13 protein-coding genes are annotated in these 19,987 nt (G+C 30.6%); 8 read left to right on the top strand and 5 right to left on the bottom strand.

All coding sequences use genetic code 11. The features are described 5' to 3' along the window. Window positions 1–585: 585 nt before the first annotated feature. The 5 genes from AST99_RS09115 to AST99_RS09095 form a co-directional block, all read right to left on the bottom strand. Window positions 586–2,424 (bottom strand): DUF885 domain-containing protein, encoded by a 1,839-nt coding sequence (locus AST99_RS09115; protein WP_198151449.1) that lies wholly within the window; start codon window positions 2,422–2,424, stop codon window positions 586–588. Between the two features lie 295 nt (window positions 2,425–2,719). Then, window positions 2,720–3,343 carry a hypothetical protein gene (locus tag AST99_RS09110; protein ID WP_057781530.1) on the bottom strand — a complete coding sequence of 208 codons (624 nt, stop codon included), beginning with the start codon at window positions 3,341–3,343 and terminating at the stop codon, window positions 2,720–2,722. Next, window positions 3,333–4,421 (bottom strand): YHYH protein, encoded by a 1,089-nt coding sequence (locus AST99_RS09105; protein WP_198151451.1) that lies wholly within the window; start codon window positions 4,419–4,421, stop codon window positions 3,333–3,335. The genes AST99_RS09110 and AST99_RS09105 overlap by 11 nt, the downstream gene beginning before the upstream one ends. Window positions 4,422–5,014: 593 nt before the next feature. Further along, complete coding sequence (locus AST99_RS09100) at window positions 5,015–7,372, bottom strand: arylsulfatase (protein WP_057781528.1); 2,358 nt, start codon at window positions 7,370–7,372, stop codon at window positions 5,015–5,017. 445 nt (window positions 7,373–7,817) lie between these two features. Next, window positions 7,818–8,579 (bottom strand): hypothetical protein, encoded by a 762-nt coding sequence (locus tag AST99_RS09095; protein WP_057781527.1) that lies wholly within the window; start codon window positions 8,577–8,579, stop codon window positions 7,818–7,820. A 133-nt stretch (window positions 8,580–8,712) separates the two neighbouring features. Between AST99_RS09095 and AST99_RS09090 the strand changes: the two genes are divergently transcribed. The 8 genes from AST99_RS09090 to AST99_RS09055 all read left to right on the top strand — a co-directional run. After that, window positions 8,713–9,597, top strand: a complete 885-nt coding sequence (locus AST99_RS09090; RefSeq protein WP_057781526.1) for a PAS domain S-box protein — start codon at window positions 8,713–8,715, stop codon at window positions 9,595–9,597. Window positions 9,598–9,959: 362 nt separating this feature from the next. Further along, entirely contained in the window at window positions 9,960–11,186 is a 1,227-nt protein-coding gene (locus tag AST99_RS09085; protein WP_057781525.1) for a site-specific integrase, read from the top strand. Between the two features lie 122 nt (window positions 11,187–11,308). Beyond that, a complete protein-coding gene (locus tag AST99_RS09080) occupies window positions 11,309–12,616 on the top strand; it encodes a hypothetical protein (protein WP_057781524.1) in 1,308 nt (435 codons plus the stop codon). Between the two features lie 22 nt (window positions 12,617–12,638). Next, complete coding sequence (locus AST99_RS09075) at window positions 12,639–13,364, top strand: SOS response-associated peptidase (protein ID WP_057781523.1); 726 nt, start codon at window positions 12,639–12,641, stop codon at window positions 13,362–13,364. A 379-nt stretch (window positions 13,365–13,743) separates the two neighbouring features. Continuing rightward, window positions 13,744–14,643 carry a DUF4007 family protein gene (locus AST99_RS09070; protein WP_057781522.1) on the top strand — a complete coding sequence of 300 codons (900 nt, stop codon included), beginning with the start codon at window positions 13,744–13,746 and terminating at the stop codon, window positions 14,641–14,643. Further along, window positions 14,630–17,854: a hypothetical protein gene (locus tag AST99_RS09065; protein WP_057781521.1), complete on the top strand. Its 3,225-nt coding sequence runs from the start codon at window positions 14,630–14,632 to the stop codon at window positions 17,852–17,854. The genes AST99_RS09070 and AST99_RS09065 overlap by 14 nt, the downstream gene beginning before the upstream one ends. 2 nt (window positions 17,855–17,856) lie before the next feature. Beyond that, window positions 17,857–18,984 carry a phosphoadenosine phosphosulfate reductase domain-containing protein gene (locus AST99_RS09060; RefSeq protein ID WP_057781520.1) on the top strand — a complete coding sequence of 376 codons (1,128 nt, stop codon included), beginning with the start codon at window positions 17,857–17,859 and terminating at the stop codon, window positions 18,982–18,984. 3 nt (window positions 18,985–18,987) lie between these two features. Further along, the coding region (locus AST99_RS09055) for a hypothetical protein (protein ID WP_157486345.1) at window positions 18,988–19,987 on the top strand (1,000 nt) is incomplete at its 3' end.

The following is a 19,987-nucleotide window of genomic DNA, read 5'->3' as shown; positions in this document are numbered from 1 at the left end:
CAGTTTTTAGTAAGTTTTTAAAACCTGTAATTTATTTGAAAAAATCATAATATTTGAAGTGTATAATTTATAATCAAAAATTGTTTTTTACTCTGTTTTAAAATTGTCATTTTTTTATTTTTAATTGTATAATATTTCTAACACATAATTAAAAAAATGAGTAATTTAAAAACTAATCATTTTTTGTTTTTTTATTAGATTATATCATCTAAATAAAAATAAGAATATAGCATTAAAAAATACAAATAAAAAACAGCTTAAACATCTTACTTAAAAGTGATTAACACTATTACTTACATCAAAATTTCGATTTAAAAAAATAAAAAACACATTGCTAAATTCGTGTAATAAAAAATAGTTTTGATCATTATAAAATACAGCTATTTTAAGAACATAATTCCAAAAAATAAATCTGATAAAAAAATGAATCAAGTCCATTAAATTATCAGATTTTTTTAGTCATTGTTTTCAAAATTAAACAAGACAATTATTGTCTTTTATATTTTGAATTTCATGGACTTATTTTAGGAATATTTAGTAGTATAAAATTTATTTTTTAAGCAGAAAAATTTACAGTTTAAATTCTTAACTATTTTCATTTTTTGAAGCAATATAATCGTCTACAAAATCTTCTAAAACATTTAAAGGAATTGCACCATGAGACAACACAACTTCATGGAATTCTCGTACGTCGAAAGCATCGCCTAACGCATCATTAGCTTTTTTGCGTAATTCAAGAATTTTCAACATTCCAATTTTATAAGCTGTAGCTTGTCCAGGCATCACAATATGTCTTTCAACCATTTTAACAGCGTCAGATTCTGCATTAGGAGTGTTCTCTGTATAATATGCAATACCATCTTCTCTAGTCCATTTTTTAGCATGTATTCCTGTATCAACTACCAATCTACACGCTCTCCATAATTCCATTGCCAAACGTCCAAAATCTGAATACGGATTGGCATAAAATCCCATTTCCTTAGGCACATACTCAGAGTATAATCCCCAACCTTCGGTATAAGCCGTATAACCACCAAATTTTCTAAACATAGGTACGTCTTCAAGTTCTTGCTGAATAGCCAATTGCATGTGGTGTCCTGGAATACCTTCGTGATACGCCAAGGCTTCCATTTGATATGTTGGCATAGCTGCCATATCGTATAAATTGGCGTAATAAATTCCAGGTCTAGAACCATCTGCAGCTGGACGATTGTAGAATGCTTTTCCTGCAGACTTTTCTCTAAAAGCCTCTACAGCCTTAACCATAATATCCGATTTTGGCTTAGTAATAAAGATTTCGTCTAGACGGGTTTTCATACTATCAATAATATGAACAGCTTTTGCTAAATATGCATCTTTGCCTTCCTGATCTTCTGAATAATAAAATTGCTTATCTGTTTTCATAAATTGGAAAAAGTCTTGCAATGTACCTTCAAAACCAACCGCTTCTTTAATAGCGTTCATTTCTTTATGAATTCTCTCTACTTCTGCTAGTCCTATATTATGAATTTCGTCTGCAGTTAAATCTGTAGTTGTGGTTCTTTGTATTGCATTGTTATAAAACGCTTCACCGTCAGGAAATTTCCATGCGCCATCATCTGTATTGGCACGTAATTTCTGTGCTTCCATAAAGGTCACTAAACCGTCGTAAGCCGATTTTACAGATGTTAACAGAGCCTCCTTAGCACTATTTTCTAATCGTGTTTTTTCAACCACATCAATATCTAAAGCATTAACTTTTTTAGAAAAATCTTTAAGCAATGTACTTTGACCATCAGAATTATCGAAAGGCTGACCCTCTAAAATATTTTTAGAATCTTGAATAACTTTATCATATACAAATTCTGGAGGCATAACACCAATCTCTTCACGAGCTTTTAAATTTTCTACTAATTGTGAAAAATAACCTTCAAAACCATTTAATCTAGAAATGTATGCTTCTGCATCTGCAACATCGTCTATACGATGCATATTAATTAGAAAGGCTGGTTTTCCTGATTGTGCACCATGCATTTGGTTTACAGGGTAATTATGTAACCTGAATTTGTAATCGTTAATACTGTTTTCTATACGTTGCTTATATAAGGTATAACTTAACAATACATCTTCAGAAAGGGCATCGACATTCACAGAATCTGTTAACCATACTAAAATATCTTCGTCTATTTTCAAATCTCTCGCTTCGGCTTCAGGCGAATTATCACTAAGCTTCCCGTAGTCTTTTTTTATTCCCAGACGGGTTTGAAACTCTGGATTTAAATCTACTCGCTGATCAAATGTTTTTTGAAAAAAATCATTAACCTTTTTAGACTCAGCAGAAATTTCTGCATCACTAATTGTTGTTTCAGATGTTTCCGTTTTACAGGATAAGCATACAGTAATTGCACACAATACAAGACTCACTTTTAGAATTGGTCGTTTCATTAATTGGCTATTTTTAGAATTAGATTTTTAAAAAATTTAAAAGGTCGTGAAAAGTATAAGAGGTTGCATTTTTTGTTAAGCTTAGAAATATTGATTTTGTACACTCTACTAAACCTATAATTCTGTACTTATTATTATCACTTTAGTTTTATGTTATAATAAAGCATCTTAAACCCACACTACATCTACCAAATATAGCATATTCGTTTTTAATGTATAAATTCCTGAGATGTGATACTTTTAAGGCATAAAAAAAGAGAATCGCTTGATTCTCTTTTTATGATAATTTATATAATTATTTTCGTTTTTTAATTAGGAATATGACTCCTAAAACAAGTAAAATACCAACAACATAAAAAACATATTTAAAATTAAAATCTTCGGCTTCTTCAACCACTATAGGGGTCCATGTTCCGTCTTTTAATTCTATATTTAAGTTATGATTATTGTCTCTACTTAAAGTGAATTTTTCTGTAGGAAATGGATCCATAAGAAAAATAATTATAGACTGATTGTTATAGATTTCTTTAAATAATTCGTTTTTTAAATGAATGCTATTTACCTGATCTGGCAACCCAATTACTTCTGCCACAAGCTTTGTTTCATGCCCTAAAAACACTTTGGGGTTTTTAAATTGTAACGTATCTGTTTTATTAATTACAATTGAAAAATTAGCTTTAAAATGTGCGATTACTAAATTCTGAAATTCTTCTGGAGTCTTATAAGCTCCTTCGCCATTCATGTAATTTACCTCTTCCTGAAACGCCGTTAAAGACGTATTTATCTGTAAGATTACTTGTCCGTTTTCTGTTTTAGAAATTATAACATTAGAAAAATCTGGACTGTGAGCCCATGCAAAATGACTCAGCAGTAACACAACAAAAACAACTAATCTTGATAGTGCTTTTTTATAAAGCATATTCCCCACGTAAACCGTCTATAAAATTATTATTTCCAGCCTGATCTACATGATAATGGTAACCTCTCACTTTATCATAATGCCCTCTAGATTCATCTAAATCTGTATATTCTTTTCCGTTAGCATCTGTATTTCCATAAATACCGTAACCATCAAAAGCATAACCAATCATAGCTGAATGGTCATCTTCTTGTTCTATTTTTTTAGATACACCCGTTGCCGCATGATAGTGATACCCTTCATTTAAGTTTATATGTCCGCCAGCATCATCAAAAGGAGCAATAGTGTAAGCGCTTAAAATATTATCTGTTGGTGCAGGTGCATTAAAAACCACACCATTAAATGCTAGACCTCTGTTAGAAGGCATTCCCGTTCCGCCTTCCTGAGGTCTTCCGCCTTCGGGACGTTCTCCTCTCTCTGGTCGTTCTCCACCTTCTGGACGTTTTGGAGGTTCATGTCCTTCTGGTCCGTGACCACCGCCACCGCCAGGACCTCTAGAAAAGCTATACGCTTTCTCTGCTTTTTTAGGCGTTACAGGAATATAATACGTATGTGTCATTTCACCTAAATACGATGGTAAACATTCTACACAAAAATTTTGATACTCAACTCCAACATTAGGATTTGCTGCATCTTCGCACTCTTGCTTTGTTTTTGTTTTGGTGATTTCTCCTGTTTCTTTATCGTATAACATCCAAGTATCATCTTCATAAAATGTGGCTAAATTTTTAACAAACTCGCCATCTACATCATATACTTTTCCGTTTTCTAACCATATTCCACCTGCAGAAGCATCGTCTGAAATATTACCTGGACACCAAGGCCCCATATCATGATCTGTTGGTGTGCCTTTAGTAACTATTTTATAACAATCGGCAGTCGTCCCATCAGACAATGTTCTACTCACCACGGTTATGGGTTCTGCTAATCCTTCTGCTATAAAATTTTCACTTTTTACAGGAATTGTAACCTCAGCAATTTCAGAAGTATCTTTTGCACTCGATACTTTATTTTTACAAGCCGAAATACTCACTAATAAGATTCCCAGTATTAGGATTTTAATTCTATTTTTTATCATCATATTTATTTTAATACATAAAATGTATTGATTTGACTTTTATATAAATATATAATCAAAACATCTTATGTTAGCTATTCATAAAGAATAATATGTTTAATGTGTTATAAAAGTTTACTACATAAAAACACAAAACTATTAGTGTTGCTCAAAAAAACAATACATTTTAAGAAGAAAATAACTTTGATAAGTTAAAATACTAATAGTACGTATTACATCATGCGTTTAGAACTAATAATCGTCATTAAAATCTACAATGATTATTAATACCATTTACCTACTAAAGTTACATTTTTATTAAAAACTAAAGGCTTTTTTATCGAAACATTCAGTAAAAATTTCAGTTAGGCTGATAAAATTAAGGCAAAACTTTTTCAGATCCACTCTAATTTTTTAAAAACACGCTTTGTAATTTTAATTTTAGTCCACCTTTTGTCTACTCAAAACTGGACTTAAGCACACATTAAATATGTAATTTTACTCATTAATATTGATGATTAAAACAACCAAGCTTATTACAATAATGTTATTTAGAATACAAAAGAGAGCCCTAAAGCTCTCTTTTTCTTAATATAATTAATAGCGATTAGATTTTATTTCAAATCAATGGTTACTTCTTTAATTTGACCTTGGTATTTAAATGGCGCCTTGTAATTATGCGTTACTGGCGATCCTGAATCTTCTCCAATTCCGAAGGTATCAATACCATAACGTCCGGCAACTGTGGCTTCAATACGACTTTCGCCTACCTTTTCGTTATTAACAAAGAGTGTAAAAACACCTCCTTTTCCAGCACCTCCACCATCGTACTTAAAGTCTATTTTTACAGAGGCTAATCCATCAGGTAGTTTTTTGGTAGACTTAATGGTTTTAATATCGGATTCAAAGAAATTATACAAAAATGTAGGATATCCATCTTTTACATATAGGGTATAACCGGCACCTAAACCTCCTATGGCATTAATGACACCGTCTTTTGCTTTAGGTGTAGTTTCCAACATAGCTTCCATGGTCCAAGATGTGTTTTTGGTATTTGGAGCAGCTGTTTCTGGAATTCGGGTGGCACCTTCATAAAACGTAAACGATTTGCGATCGCCTAATGGAGATGGTTTAGGCACTGCAAGACGTGCAGAGCCACGATCGTCTAATGGGAAAACATGATACTTTTCAGCTTCTACTTCCCACATATCTTGTAATTCCTTTAATTTTTCAGGATGCTCACTTGAAACATCTATAGCTTCCGAAAAATCATCTTTAATATTATATAATTGCCAAACTTCATCTTCAAAGCCAGGAGCAATATCTTGTCGCCATGGCAATGTATGTTGATGCGTTGCAACCCAACCTTCATGATATAATGCACGATTTGCAAACACTTCAAAATATTGTGTTTTTCTTATTTCTGGTGCATCGGCATCGGTGAATGTAGACAGAAATGATTTACCGTCTAACGGACGTTGTGCTACCCCGTCTACAACTTCTGGCATTTGTATACCTGTAGCTTCTAAAATAGTAGGAACAACATCTATTAAATGTAAAAACTGAGAACGTATACCGCCTTTATCTTTTATTACTTTTGGCCATGATACAACCATAGGATTACGAGTTCCACCAAAATGAGACGCAACTTGCTTCACCCAAGGAAACGGTGTGTTTCCTGCAAAAGCCCAACCCACAGGAAAATGTGGTTCTGTAGATGGACCTCCTATTTCGTCTGCTTTTTCTAAATTTTCTGCAATGGTACTGGAAATACCGTTTAACCCTTTTATTTCATTTATAGTTCCTTCGAGTCCGCCTTCTGCACTCGCCCCATTATCACCTACTATGTACATGATTAGCGTATTATCGGCATCAGGTAATTGGTTAACGGCATCTATTAATCGTCCGACTTCGTGGTCTGTAAACGCTAAAAAACCTGCAAAGTTTTCATATAATAATGAATAGAATTTTTTCTCTTCAGCACTTCTAGAATCCCAAGTAGGGACTTTTTCGTTTCTTGGTGATAATTTAGCATCAGCTGGAATAATTCCCATTTTTTTCTGACGCTCGTAGGTGATCTCACGTTCTTTATCCCAACCATGATCGAATTTACCTTTAAATTGATCTCGCCATTTTTGAGTCACATGGTGAGGTGCATGAGCAGCACCTGGAGCAAAGTACATAAAGACAGGTTTTTCTGGCGAAATAGATTTCTGTAACTGCATCCAACTAATCGCTTTATCCGTCATATCCGTCATAAAATGATAGCCTTCTTCTGGTGTTTTATCTGGTTCTACAGGTACTGTATTTTCGAAAACAACTGGATAATATTGATGGGTTTCACCGGCATTAAATCCGTAAAAGTAATCGAAACCTAAACCTGTTGGCCAACGATCGAACGGCCCAACAGCACTAGTTTCCCAATCTGGTGTATTGTGATTTTTACCAAACCAAGAGGTGTTCATTCCATTATATTTCATAACCTTTCCTACAGTCGCTGTGCTTCTTGGAATCATGGTGGTATAACTAGGAAAACCTGTTGCCCACTCAGCTAAAAATCCACTTCCGGAATTGTGGTGGTTACGTCCTGTAAGCAGTGCGGCTCTTGAAGGCCCACAAATAGCGGTGGTATGAAAACGGTTGTAACGTAATCCGTTATCTGCCAATTTATCTAAGTTGGGCGTAGGTATGGAACCACCAAAAGTACTTGTCATTCCAAACCCAACATCATCCAACAAAATCACAATTACATTTGGTGCATCTTTAGGTGGTGTAGGCAGATCTGGCCACGCCATTTCTGAATCCTTATACGTACGACCAATTTTTCCCTGAAATTCAGGATCTTCATATGGCAGTTTATTGCTATTTGAAGATGATATTTGATCTTCTTCATGTTTTGTTTCGGAAGCATCCTTACAGCCTTGGAGCATTAAAAAAGCAATTAAACTTAATGGAAAAATTATTTTTTTCATACTTTATTATTTTAAGACTTGTTAATAGCAATAAATTCAGACCGTTGGTTTACCTGAAGAAAATATTACACATAATTAGAATAAAACCTACAAAAACCTAATGCCTAATCAAAAGGCCTGATATGATTATATAATATGGTTGGAACCTTAATTCAAGATATTTTACTTCAGTATTCTCAAGCGAATAAATAGTTGAGGTAATAGCCTTATAACCTTACACATATAATGCATACGCTTAGTTTTAAATATCATTTACCGAGAACTGCGAACCCCTAGCTACTAATTTAATCATAACGTAATAGAAGGCACACTTACCCTAAACATTTCATATGTAATATCTAACACACCTAATTAATATAGATCCAATTACAGCCAAAATTTTTATTTTAAGTACCAATAATCAATTTTAAGGATTTAGTGGTATTAAAAAACGTATAAGCTTTATTTACTTTGGAAAAAGAAAAATTAGCAGTGCTCTAACTCCCCAATCTGCAGCTTTTGCTCCACCAAAATGATATCGCGGTGCAATAGCTGCGTTAATAGCCTGATTTCCAACTTTAAAAACTTTAGAACCTTGTAACATAACAACACCTGTAAATGCATCATTAGTCCAATTTTGAGTTAATTCTGTATTTAAAGTTAAAGCACGACCACCCGAAAAATTTCGTCCTATAAAAGGATTAAAGAAAGTACTACTAAGCTGATTTGCCCAAATATGATTTACTAATCCCCCAACTGTAAATGCTCCTTTTTGGGTTAATGCTACTGCAGAAGGTCCAGCTCCAAATTCTCCTAATCCTAATAAATTATCTGTACTAGTAGGCAACAGCAACACAGGACCAACACCCCAAACAATACCACCATCTGTAGGCGCTTTAGGAGATAGAAATGCTGTCGCTACAACATCACCAAGTCCAAATTGACTTCCACTTTTTCCAAAAACATTATTTTGAGAAATAACGGGTACAATTGTACGTGTTACTAAGTTCCAATTTTCACTTACAGAAAAGGGAATAACTGGCTGAATATTTAAGGTCATTCTACTTCCATTTTCTGTTCCAATGCCATAATCAAAATTCGCTTGTACAGGCAGACTAATTAAATTTGCAATAGGATTTTGCAATTGTTTAGCCAAGGCATCTGCATCGGTTTGACCGCTAACGGTTAAACTGATTAAGCAGATAATCAGAATGTAAAAATTTTTCATATATGGGTTTTATTAAGTCAAAACAAATTCAAAATTAAATATAATACACAAAGAAACAAGCCATTAAAAATTTTGTCTACCATTTGTCTACTTTTTTAAAAAAGATTTATATTAGTTAAAAAATCACATTCTTATGATGCAAACATACTTTGAGGAAGACACTAAACTGGAAGACATTTTTAATCCTACAGCTATGAATTGCCTTCCAGGCACCTTTTATGTTTATCAAGTTACGGAAGACGATGTTTTACTTAAAATGTGTAATCTTTTTCATCAAGAAATTTTTGGGTATACCTACGAAGAATGTTTAGATAAACATCCTGCGTTTTATTTAACGTCAGACTACACCAAAATTATAGAGCATGCTATTGAAACCATTAAAGAAACAGGTGTTGCCAAACAAGTTTATGCCAATATTCTAACCAAAGCAGGAAAAAGTATTCCGTTTGTTTTTGAAGGTTACAAATTTCAAATTGGCAACGACAATTATTTTGCTGGTATGGGTTTAGATATTACCGACCTTATTTCGGTAAAAGAGCAATTAACACTACTTGGTTTAGAAAAAGAGAAAATCACAAATACAGTCCTAAAAAAAGAAAAAGAACTATTAGCCTTAACATTGAGTGAAAATCAAAATAATGATATTTTAAAAGGCGTGTCTACCAAACTAGAAAAAATTGTTAAACATAATGAAGGACAAGCTCTTGAAACTGAAATTTTACAATTCTCGAAAACACTAAGCAATCAAATAAAAGTAAAAGATAACTGGAATGATTTTAAAGAGTTGTTTATAAATATCCACAAAGATTTTTTCAAGAATCTCAAGACACTTCATCCAGATTTATCGCCTACAGAAATTAGATTTTGCGCCTATTTGAAAATTAATATGTCGGCTGTAAACCTATGTAATGTGATGAATATTTCTAAAGATGGACTTAAAAAGAAACGCTATAGACTGCGACACAAATTACAATTAGATAGACCTGAAAATTTAAACACCTACATTCGGAATATTTGATATTTGTAGATTAGAAAACGCTTTTGCATTAGACGTATACAAAGCTTAAAAGACATTATCTGTTTAAAATTTCTAAAATAAAAGTTAGCTTTCCTGAATTAAGATTAACAGAACATGTCTAAAAACAAAAAAGCCTCTCGATGTCTCGAAAGGCTTAACAATATTGAAGTGGTCCCACCTGGGCTCGAACCAGGGACCACCTGATTATGAGATAGACAAGCAACCTTTGCATTTAACTGCATTTAGCTTCAAAATCACTGATTTTCAATACTTTATAATTTTTTAAAAATATTTTTGTTTCATCGAGTTTCATCAAATGTTAGCATTTGTTGTACGTATGTTGAACTTTTAAAAAATTATCTATGAAAGCTAGTATCAAAATCATCTTAAAAAAAACAAAGCTAAGTGACGGTACAAATCCAATTAATCTAAGAATAACGATTAATAGAAAGTCAAAATTTTACAAAACACCCTACAATGTCTTACCTAAATTCTGGAATGAAAAGACAAGTGAATTTACTTCAAAATACCCCAACTATTTGCAATCTAATCGTATCCTAAATAAAATAAAACAAGATGCTTCCAAAATATTAGATTTAATGATTGAAAAGGAATTTGAATTCACCATAGACATTTTTGATTCATTATTTAGACCTAAAGAAATTGAACAGTTAAATTTTATACCCTATTTCGAAAAGTTAAAAATTCAATTCTACCAATCTGGAAAAATAAGTTCTTGTAATTCTTATAACGATACAATTAAAGCCCTAAAACGATTTACACCTTCAATTACAACTTATTCATTTTCGAAAATTAATTATACTTTCCTAGTGGCTTTTGAATCTAACTTACGTGCTCATGGCTGTAATGACGGTGGTATTGGGGTTTACATGCGTAATATTAGAGCTGTGTATAATTCAGCCATTAAATCGAAAATTGCATCAAGGGAGGAATATCCCTTTAAAGATTATATAATCTCAAAATTAAAATCTAGTAAAATAAAAAGAGCCTTAACTAAACAAGATTTACAATTACTTCTTGATTATGACCTTTCTACGAACAAAGAGGGAGCAAAGGCATTATACACCTACTTATTTAGTTTTTATTGCAGAGGTATGAATTTTACTGATTTAGCAGAATTGAAATGGGATGATATAGATTTAAGCCATTTTACCTACACCAGAAACAAAACAGGAGTAAAGCTAAATATAAAAATCCCTGATAATGATTATACCATAAAAATTCTGAATTATTTTAAAACTTATCGTCCGTTTGATACTGAATACATTTTTCCAATTTTAAAAAAGGATATAGAATTTTATACAAAAGATGAACTAAAATCTCGAAAAAAAAGTGTGTTAAATCATTATGGAAAACTTCTTAGCAAAATCGCTCTTGAATGCGGTATTAAGGGTAAACTTAATTTCTATACTGCTCGACATACTTTCGCAACACTATCATTAAAAAAAGGAAGAAGTACTGTAATGATTAAACAAGGCTTAGGACATCAGTCTATTCAAACAACTGAAACATATTTAGAAGATTTTTGTACTGAAGAACTCGATATGGCATTTGAGGATATTATGTAAGCATAAATTACTTAGATAAATTTAGGCATTAACTATGATTTATAAACCGACATTTTATCTCATATTTATTCGTTAAATTTAGGAGTTAAACTCCGCATCTAATTAATCTTGGATAAACACTTATGGATACTATTAAGAAAATCAAGGAAATATATACTATAGAAAAAAATACGAAAGAAGGGAACCTAATTAGTACCACTAAAGTGATTAATAGAAATTATGATGAAATTATTGAATGCGCTATTAATGAACTAGAAACAAAAATCGAAAACAAGGAAGATCGGTTCAAGAATATGATCATTACCGATATAAAAAACACCATTAAGAGTATAAGAAGTGTGTTTCCTGATTTATTTAAAAGATTTGATTATTGTACTGATTTAAAAGGAGCCTTTACAGAGTTAAATTCTGTATCTGTGTGTTTGGCTGATTCAGAATTAACAACCGTACATGAACTAAAAAATCACCTCCACCATAGATTAAATGCATTTTACCTGAATAGAGAATACAGTTTATTAAACACTAACACTTTAGCCATTTCTCATCTAGATCGTGGATGGGAACAATACTCTTTTGAATTAAGTGAAGATTTTAATTTCATTTCAGAGACAAACTTCGGATTTGGATGTGTAAGTTATTTTTACTCAGTAATTAAGTATAAAAATATTATACTCGCACCTTTTTCAGACATTGTTGTATATCCACATGCCAAATACAAGCAAATTATTAATTATTCTGCAAAACACTGCTTAAAATATTCAGAGTGGGCATCCTCCTTTAACTTTATTTGCGAAAATTATTATTCTGCATTAAAAAATGAAAGGGCTTTTTTAGATAAATATTTGATAAAAAATTCGAATAGAATTGGAGAGGATTTAAAGAAATTTATGACTCTTGATTTTAACTCAGTACAAACTATTAGTGACAACTATAAGGTGCTAGATTATTATGAGTACAGTACTTATAATTTATTAGGAGAGAAGTACTGTGAATCAATTAAAGTTTTAAAATTGATAGAACAAATTAACATTAAAAAATATTATGACTATTATTATAACTTACTCTTAGAGCTTAAAAAAGATATTTTGTCTATGTTAGAAGATGGAGTATCAATAGAAATACCAAAAAACATTAATCTTCTTGAAACGAAAAAAATTGAATTCAAGCAGAAAAACTATGAAATTTTAAAAAATAAAATTAAAAATCGAAAGCGAAAGCGAAAAACTAGAAAAAATGAATATTTCTATAGTGAAAAAAAACTAGAAGAATACTTAAGTTATAAATATGAAGATTATTTAATTATTGAAGAGGCATATTTAGAATATAAAAAAGAACTATATAAGTTTGATAAAGAAATTTCAATTAATAAGGAAGCTATAAATGAAATTCCTAATTTTATAAAATTTAAAAATAAGAAATTGGTAAAGTAGATTTTAGACCAAAAATTAACATATGTGCTTCCACACCGCCACTACATTCAAAACTAAAAAGTTAGAGAAACACTATGGTGTTAAGTTAAGCAATGAAGAAGTGCGTGCTATTTTTGATAAACCACAATATCATCTAAATGGATTTGCTCATCCTAATATGTTGTTTATCCCACAACAGAAACCTGAAGTGATCGCTCCAGGTGTTTGGGGTATAGTTCCTCCTAATAAATCAGTAGATCAAATAAAACCATATTATAAAGACGCTGTTAAATATGGTGGTGGCCTAAATGCACGAGCAGAGAAACTATTTAATCATTTTATATATAAAAACGGTATCTACGAACAACGCTGTATTATTCCTGTAACAGGATTTTTTGAGCCATATGAATACGAGAAAAAGAAATATCCATTTTTTATTCAAAACTTCGAGGAACAACCATTGTCGTTAGCAGGAATTTATACTATTATCGATACTTATGTTACTTTTTCTATAATAACAAAGGAAGCATCTCCTTTATTTGCGAAAATTCATAATCTTAAAAAGCGTCAACCTTTAATTCTTAATCTTGAACAATCTAAACAATGGTTGTCATCTAATTTAACTAATGCTCAAATTAAGGAACTTTTGCATTTAAATTATCCAGAGCATCTTTTAAAGGCGTATACCGTGAGTAAGGAATTGTTTAGTCCAAAAGTGGATAGTAACATTAAATCCATTTTAGATAGAGTTGATTATGAAGTCTTGTAGGGTAATTTATTATTAGTTTATAAATATAGAATTATATAATTATGTAATGTAGGATTTATAGAGAAGTTTACTTGCTTTTATTCAATTTATCAATACTTTCCTTAGAATAAAAAAAAAACATTTCCTTGTTTTTTGAACTCAAGATTTCCTTTAATTCGATAATTCATTATGTCACAACTTTGTATCTTTGCAGTCTTTAAGGCTTCTTTACTAGAAAGCCATTTTTTTTCTTTAGCCATATCTACTTGTGTCTAATTTTCTGTTTGTTAGGTGTTTATGTTTTGTGTTTCAAATTCTTAATAAAAACTTATTCTATATGGATGAGTTCATCCATATTTAAATTAAATTGCACTACGAATCAAATTTATATTAATAATTAATGACTTCAAATCAAGAATCTTTAAGATTTTCAGGACATGACACTTTTCATTGTAAAGAGCAATGGATTTTAAAAGGTGTTCAACTTATTGATAATCAGGGCGGTTTAGATATTTTTAAAATGAATGAAGCTATTCCTTTATTAGGTGTAGGGAAGAATATGGTTAGATCTATTCAACATTGGTTAAAGGCTTTCGGTATGTTGAATAAGGAAGATGTTCTAACTGAATTTGCCAATTTATTATTTCTTACCGAAAAACTAGATCCTTATTTGGAGAACGAAGGTTCATTATGGTTACTACAATATTATTTATGTAAGACTAATCATTCATCAATTTTTCAACTTATTTTTTCAAGCTATTTTTCTGATAAAGCTACTTTAGAATTTTCTGAATATCAGATATTAAATTATGTAAATAGAATTCTTGTTGACAATGATCAGAAAGAGGTTGCAGAAAAAACTTTCAATTCGGACTTTAAAGTATTTATAAGAACATTTGTTTCTCCTGTTAAAAATGAAAAGACTGTTGAAGATGATTTTAATGCGCCTTTACTTGGTCTGAACCTGGTATCTGATACAGGAAGAAAGAATGCCGTAAATCAAACAGTTTATAGGTTGAATAGAAATACTCAAGAAAGCATTTCTAGTGATGTTTTTGCTTATTGCTTGTTAAATGAATTTGAAGATGAAAATGCAGTGAGTTTTGATAGAGTAAGAAAAACTGTTGGATCTTACTTATGCTTGTCTAATGAAGGTTTAGAAATTCAAATAGATAAACTTTGTGAAGAGAATAATCAATTTGTTTACAAGGACGATGCTGGAGTAAGACAATTACAATTTAAAAATAACTCAAACGAGTTTAAAAATAATATGTTGAAAAACCATTATGGAGTACATTAATAATATTTCAACTAATATAGTTAGAGACGAGTCTAAGCAATTAGACTATGTTGTTACGCCAAATACGAAAGAGATTTTTGATAGAATTTTCGTTAATAATTATGGTGCGAACAAATCATTTAATTTAATTGGTAATTACGGAACAGGTAAATCAACATTTCTTTGGGCACTTGAGAAAAATTTGAATAAAGAGCAAATGTTTTTTAATGACTTATCTTTGGAAGAAGGTAATGTTGTTGATTATGAATTTATAAAGATTATTGGAGAAAATGATTCGCTTTTAAATGTACTTGGAAAAGAATTTAAGCTAAAAGGCGATTTAGATAATTCTAAAGTTATAGCTGCTTTAGAGAAAAGAAGAGTTGCTGCTTCTAAAAAAAATAAAGGTGTTGTACTTGTTATTGATGAGTTTGGAAAATTCTTAGAGTACGCCTCAAAAAATGAGTCGGCTGATGAGCTCTTTTTAATTCAGCAAATATCAGAATGGGCCAACGATGATTTGAATGAAACTTACTTCATTATAACATTGCATCAAAATTTTTCAAGTTATGGAAGTAACTTGTCTAATCAAGATAAGCTAGAATGGGAAAAAGTAAAAGGAAGATTTGTTGATTTAGTATTTAATGAGCCGGTAGAACAGCTTATTTATTTTGCAAGTAAAAAATTAAAAGAGTTTACAACACCTGTAAGGCTTAAATCTGACTTTAAAAATCTTCTGAAGTTAATACATGCTTCGAAACTAGTTAGCCATAATAAATTGGTAAATGATGACTTAAGTAATTCGCTATATCCGTTAGATTGGCTTTCATCAAATGTTTTGGTTAATTCACTTCAGCGTTACGGACAGAATGAGAGATCATTGTTTTCATTTTTGAATGACGATACTGATTACTCTATTAAGAAACTAAAAGAAAATTTTTATTCAGTTTCTAATGTGTACGATTACTTGGTTAATACATTATCTACTGAAATTAATAGTCCAGACAATCCACATAGAGCACAATGGTTAACTACGTTTAGAGCACTTGAAAGAGCAGAGTTAGTTTTCGAGGATGACTATCAGCAAGTTTCTGAGGTTATAAAAACCATAGGATTAGTTAATATTTTCTCTAAAATGGGTGGTCTTTTTGATAAGGCTTTTATTTCTAAATATTTTAAACTTACTAGAAAAGTAAATGTATCACTTATTCTAGACAGGCTTGAAAAAGCTGGGATAATTAGATTCTATAAATATAGTAATAAAATTAATTTTTTAGAAGGAACAGATATTGATCTAGAACAGGAGTTAATTACTGTTAGTAGAGAGATTAATCCTGATTTCTCTATTTCAAATGAAATAAAGAATCTTGTAGATTTACCTGTTTTGCTTGTTAAAAGATATTCTTTTGAAACAGGTACACGTCGGTTTTTTGAATATAAAATATATGATTCAAATAACGGACTATCCAAAGCAGAAGGGGTTATAGATGGCTATATTAATTTAGTCTTTGATGATGTAAAAGTTGCCGATATCAATAAGATGTCAAAAGATTACACATCCAATGTCTTTGTTTTATATAAAAATTCTAGTCAAATTAGGAATGAAGTTTTAATGATTCTTAAGTTTGATAGACTTCTAGAAAAACATCAAGATGACAGAAATGCATTAAAACTATTAAGTTCAGAGAGAGAGTTTCATTTACAACAATTAAGAAATCTAGCAATTAACCAGTTGTTTAATAATGATAAAAATATTTGGATTAATGATGGAGAAATTGAGAGCGTAATAAGTAAGCATAAATTATATGAATGGCTTACAGAAATATGCTATAAAATTTATGAACACACACCAGTTTTTAATAATGAACTTATAAATAAACAGTTTTTAAGTGGTCCTATTAATACCGCTAGAAAACATTTAATTAGAGCTTTATTAGAGAACGAACATCTTGAAAATTTAGATTTTCCTGCTGAAAAATTCCCACCCCAAAAAGCTATTTATATAAGTTTATTAAAGGAGTCAGGTATACATCAAAGAAATAATGATCTCGGTTATTATGAGTTGAGTAATCCTCCTCAAGACTCTAACTTAACTAATCTCTGGAATGAATCAGAAGCTTTCTTGAATAGTTCTTTATCTAATAAAAGAAATTTATTGGAATTTTATGAACTGTTAGAACAAAGTCCATACAAGCTGAAAAAAGGATTTATTGATTTTTGGATTCCTATTTTCTTAATCGCTAAAAAGGAAGATTATGGTTTGTTTCATTCTAGTGGTGGTTTTATTCCGTTTATAACTGAAGATACTATTGATTTAATCCATAAAAAGCCTCAAGATTTCTTAATAAAAAGTTACGATGTTTCTGGTTTAAAAGTTAATTTGCTTGAGAGTTATAAAGAGTTAGTTCAAATTGGAGATTCAAGTTCAAAAGGAACACAGTCTACCTTCTTGTCTATCTTTGGGAATTTCTTAAGATTTCAGAGAGGATTAAATAACTATACGATTAAAACTGATAAATTATCTAGTAAAGCGATAAAATTAAGAGAAGCTATCTTGGCTTCAAAAGATCCCGAAGATGCTCTGTTTAATTTGTTTCCAACTGCTTTAGGCTTTCATTCGTTATCTATAAAAGAAGATGAGGAGGTACTTAATTCGTTTACTAAGCATATCCAAGATGCAATAAGAGAAATTCGAAGTGCTTATGATGAATTATTAAATAGAATAGAAAAGGTAATTATAGATTCATTCTATTGCTCGTCAACAGACTTTGAAACCTACAAAAAAGAAATTCAATCTAAGATTAGTGATATTAATCCCGCAACCTTAGGTAAGGTTCAGAATGTATTTTATAGACGTTTAATTTCTCCTTTAGACGATAGAGTAAGTTGGGTTAAGTCCGTTGCAGATGTAGCTTTAGGAAAAGGCTTAGAAGATTTGATAGATGAAGAGGAGCCTTTATTGGTTGATACCGTAAAAGATTTGTCTTTAGGTTTAATAAAAGCTTCTGAAATCCGTAACTTTAATAATAATTCCGATCAAGGTACTTTATATTCAATTCGATTTTTTGGGGAAACAGGAGAATATGTTGATGATAAACTGGTTGTAAACACTAAAGCTACTAAGGAATTTACATCTATAAAAAATAAGATTACTGAAACGATTAGTCAGTTAGACGAAGCTAAAAGAAAAGAACTTTTAGTGGAATTACTTTCTAAAGAAATGAATATTTAATTATGGCGAAAGTAAAACATTTATTGGGTATTTCAGGAGGTAAGGATAGTGCTGCACTATCTATTTATATGAGCCAAAAATATCCAGAACTTGATATAGAATACTATACTTGTGATACTGGAAAAGAATTAAAAGAAACTTATGATTTAATAGGAAGACTTAATTCTGTTTTAGGAAGAGATATAGAATTATATAAATCTATGGATGAGGATAATTCTCCAATGAAAAATCCTTTCGATCACTTCTTAGCTATGTATGGAGGTTACTTACCTTCTGCAACGGCTAGATGGTGTACTAATAAGATGAAATTACAGCCTTTTGAAGCTTATGTGAGCGATGAGCCAACAATTTCTTATGTAGGGATTAGAGGTGACGAAAATAGGGAAGGGTATATATCTAAGAAAGAGAATATTCAAACTATTTTTCCTTTTAGAAAAAATATTTGGAGTGAGGATGTAATTAAGAAGCTTTTAATCAATTCCAATATCGAAATGGTTAAAGCATATTACAAAGAATACGCAAATAATAATGTTCTGCCTAGTGCCTTGCAGTATGTCGAGCAACTTATTTCTCCTAAGTTTACACAAACTCAAAAGCTAAATGCTTTAATGGATGTAGACTTAAAACTGTTTAACAAAGTAGTTTTCGAATTCCTTAAAACAACCGACTACCCAATTGGTAAGTTGGATGAGTTTCCTTTAATAGATAATGATGAAATTATTGGTCTAGACGATGTATTTCAAATTTTAGTAGAATCTGGAGTAGGTGTGCCTGCATATTACAAGCCAATTGAATATCAAGTTGAAATTGATGGTGAAATTAAAACAGGAACCTATTCTAGAAGTAGATCTGGTTGTTTTTTTTGTTTCTATCAACAAAAGATAGAGTGGGTTTGGTTACTAGAACAGCATCCTGAATTATACGTTAAAGCTATTGAATACGAAAAAGAAGGTTATAGCTGGATGGCGGAACGTCTAGAGGACTTAGAAAAACCCGAACGTGTAGCATCTATTAAAAAAGAACACTATTTAAGAATGAATAGACAAAAGAAAAAATCAAGAACCGGACAGTCTTGGCAGGATGAGATATTAGAAGCTGAAGGTGAAGGTTGTGCTAGTTGTTTTATATAAAATATGAATTCATTATTTCTTTTACTTGATAAATCTGACCAGTCATATTACAATGAAGGTTATTTATATTTTGAACTTTCTCGTTATACTATAAAAATGGGTGTTGAAGACACTTTATTGCCATTTATCGACGATATATCTTTTCATTTAATTGATGAAGATTTTATTAGAATTATAATCGTTAATGCTATAAGTATATTTAGTATTGAAATAATAGATTATGAAAACATTGAAGATCGAGAATTTGGTAATGAATATTTTTCATTATCCAAAAGAATGTATTTTTTAATTAGAACAATAAATAAAGCCTTTTCGGATTCTATAGATTCGTATAAATTATATATTGATTATGGTGATGAGTTATGTGGTTTTGAACGATATTTTTACACTATTAAATTTAATAAAAATTACATTTTAAATAAAGAATTTTTAGAATATCTATCTGTTTTTAATGAGTTTGATGATTCGGAAAACCCAAAATTTTATAGGGAATTCTTTGTTTTGAAAAAAGAAATACCAGATTCAAATGAACTAAGGATTATGTCAACTAATACAAAAGTTAGAAGGTTAGGGTATTTTAAGTTAGTATCATCATTTATAGAAAATAAAAAAGTAACGGCAGTAACAATCAATAGAAAATTTGAGGTTTTTAGTGTGAATTTTACTCAAGAATTAACTGTTAATGAAAATTCAAAAGGTTTAATAAAAGTAACAAAAACAGGTATTTCTGCTAAGCCATACATAGATACGGCAGTAAATTTCGATTTCATAAATAAAATAAACAATTTTTATTCTAGTGGTAAGCAACTTAAAGTTTACCAAGTGCTTCATTCTGAATTGCCCAAAAACTCAAATGTGTTCTCATTAAGTGATTTTGATAAGATATTTTTTTTAGAAAATATATTGAAATATGATTATTTCTACTTTAGTAATTTATTAGAAGTTATTTATATCAATGAAAGAACATCTTATATTGATATAATAAGCGTCTATAAAGATAAAC

Source organism: Formosa algae (assembly GCF_001439665.1).
In the GTDB taxonomy this organism is placed as follows: domain Bacteria; phylum Bacteroidota; class Bacteroidia; order Flavobacteriales; family Flavobacteriaceae; genus Formosa; species Formosa algae.
This window is presented reverse-complemented; position numbering and strand designations above follow the sequence as displayed.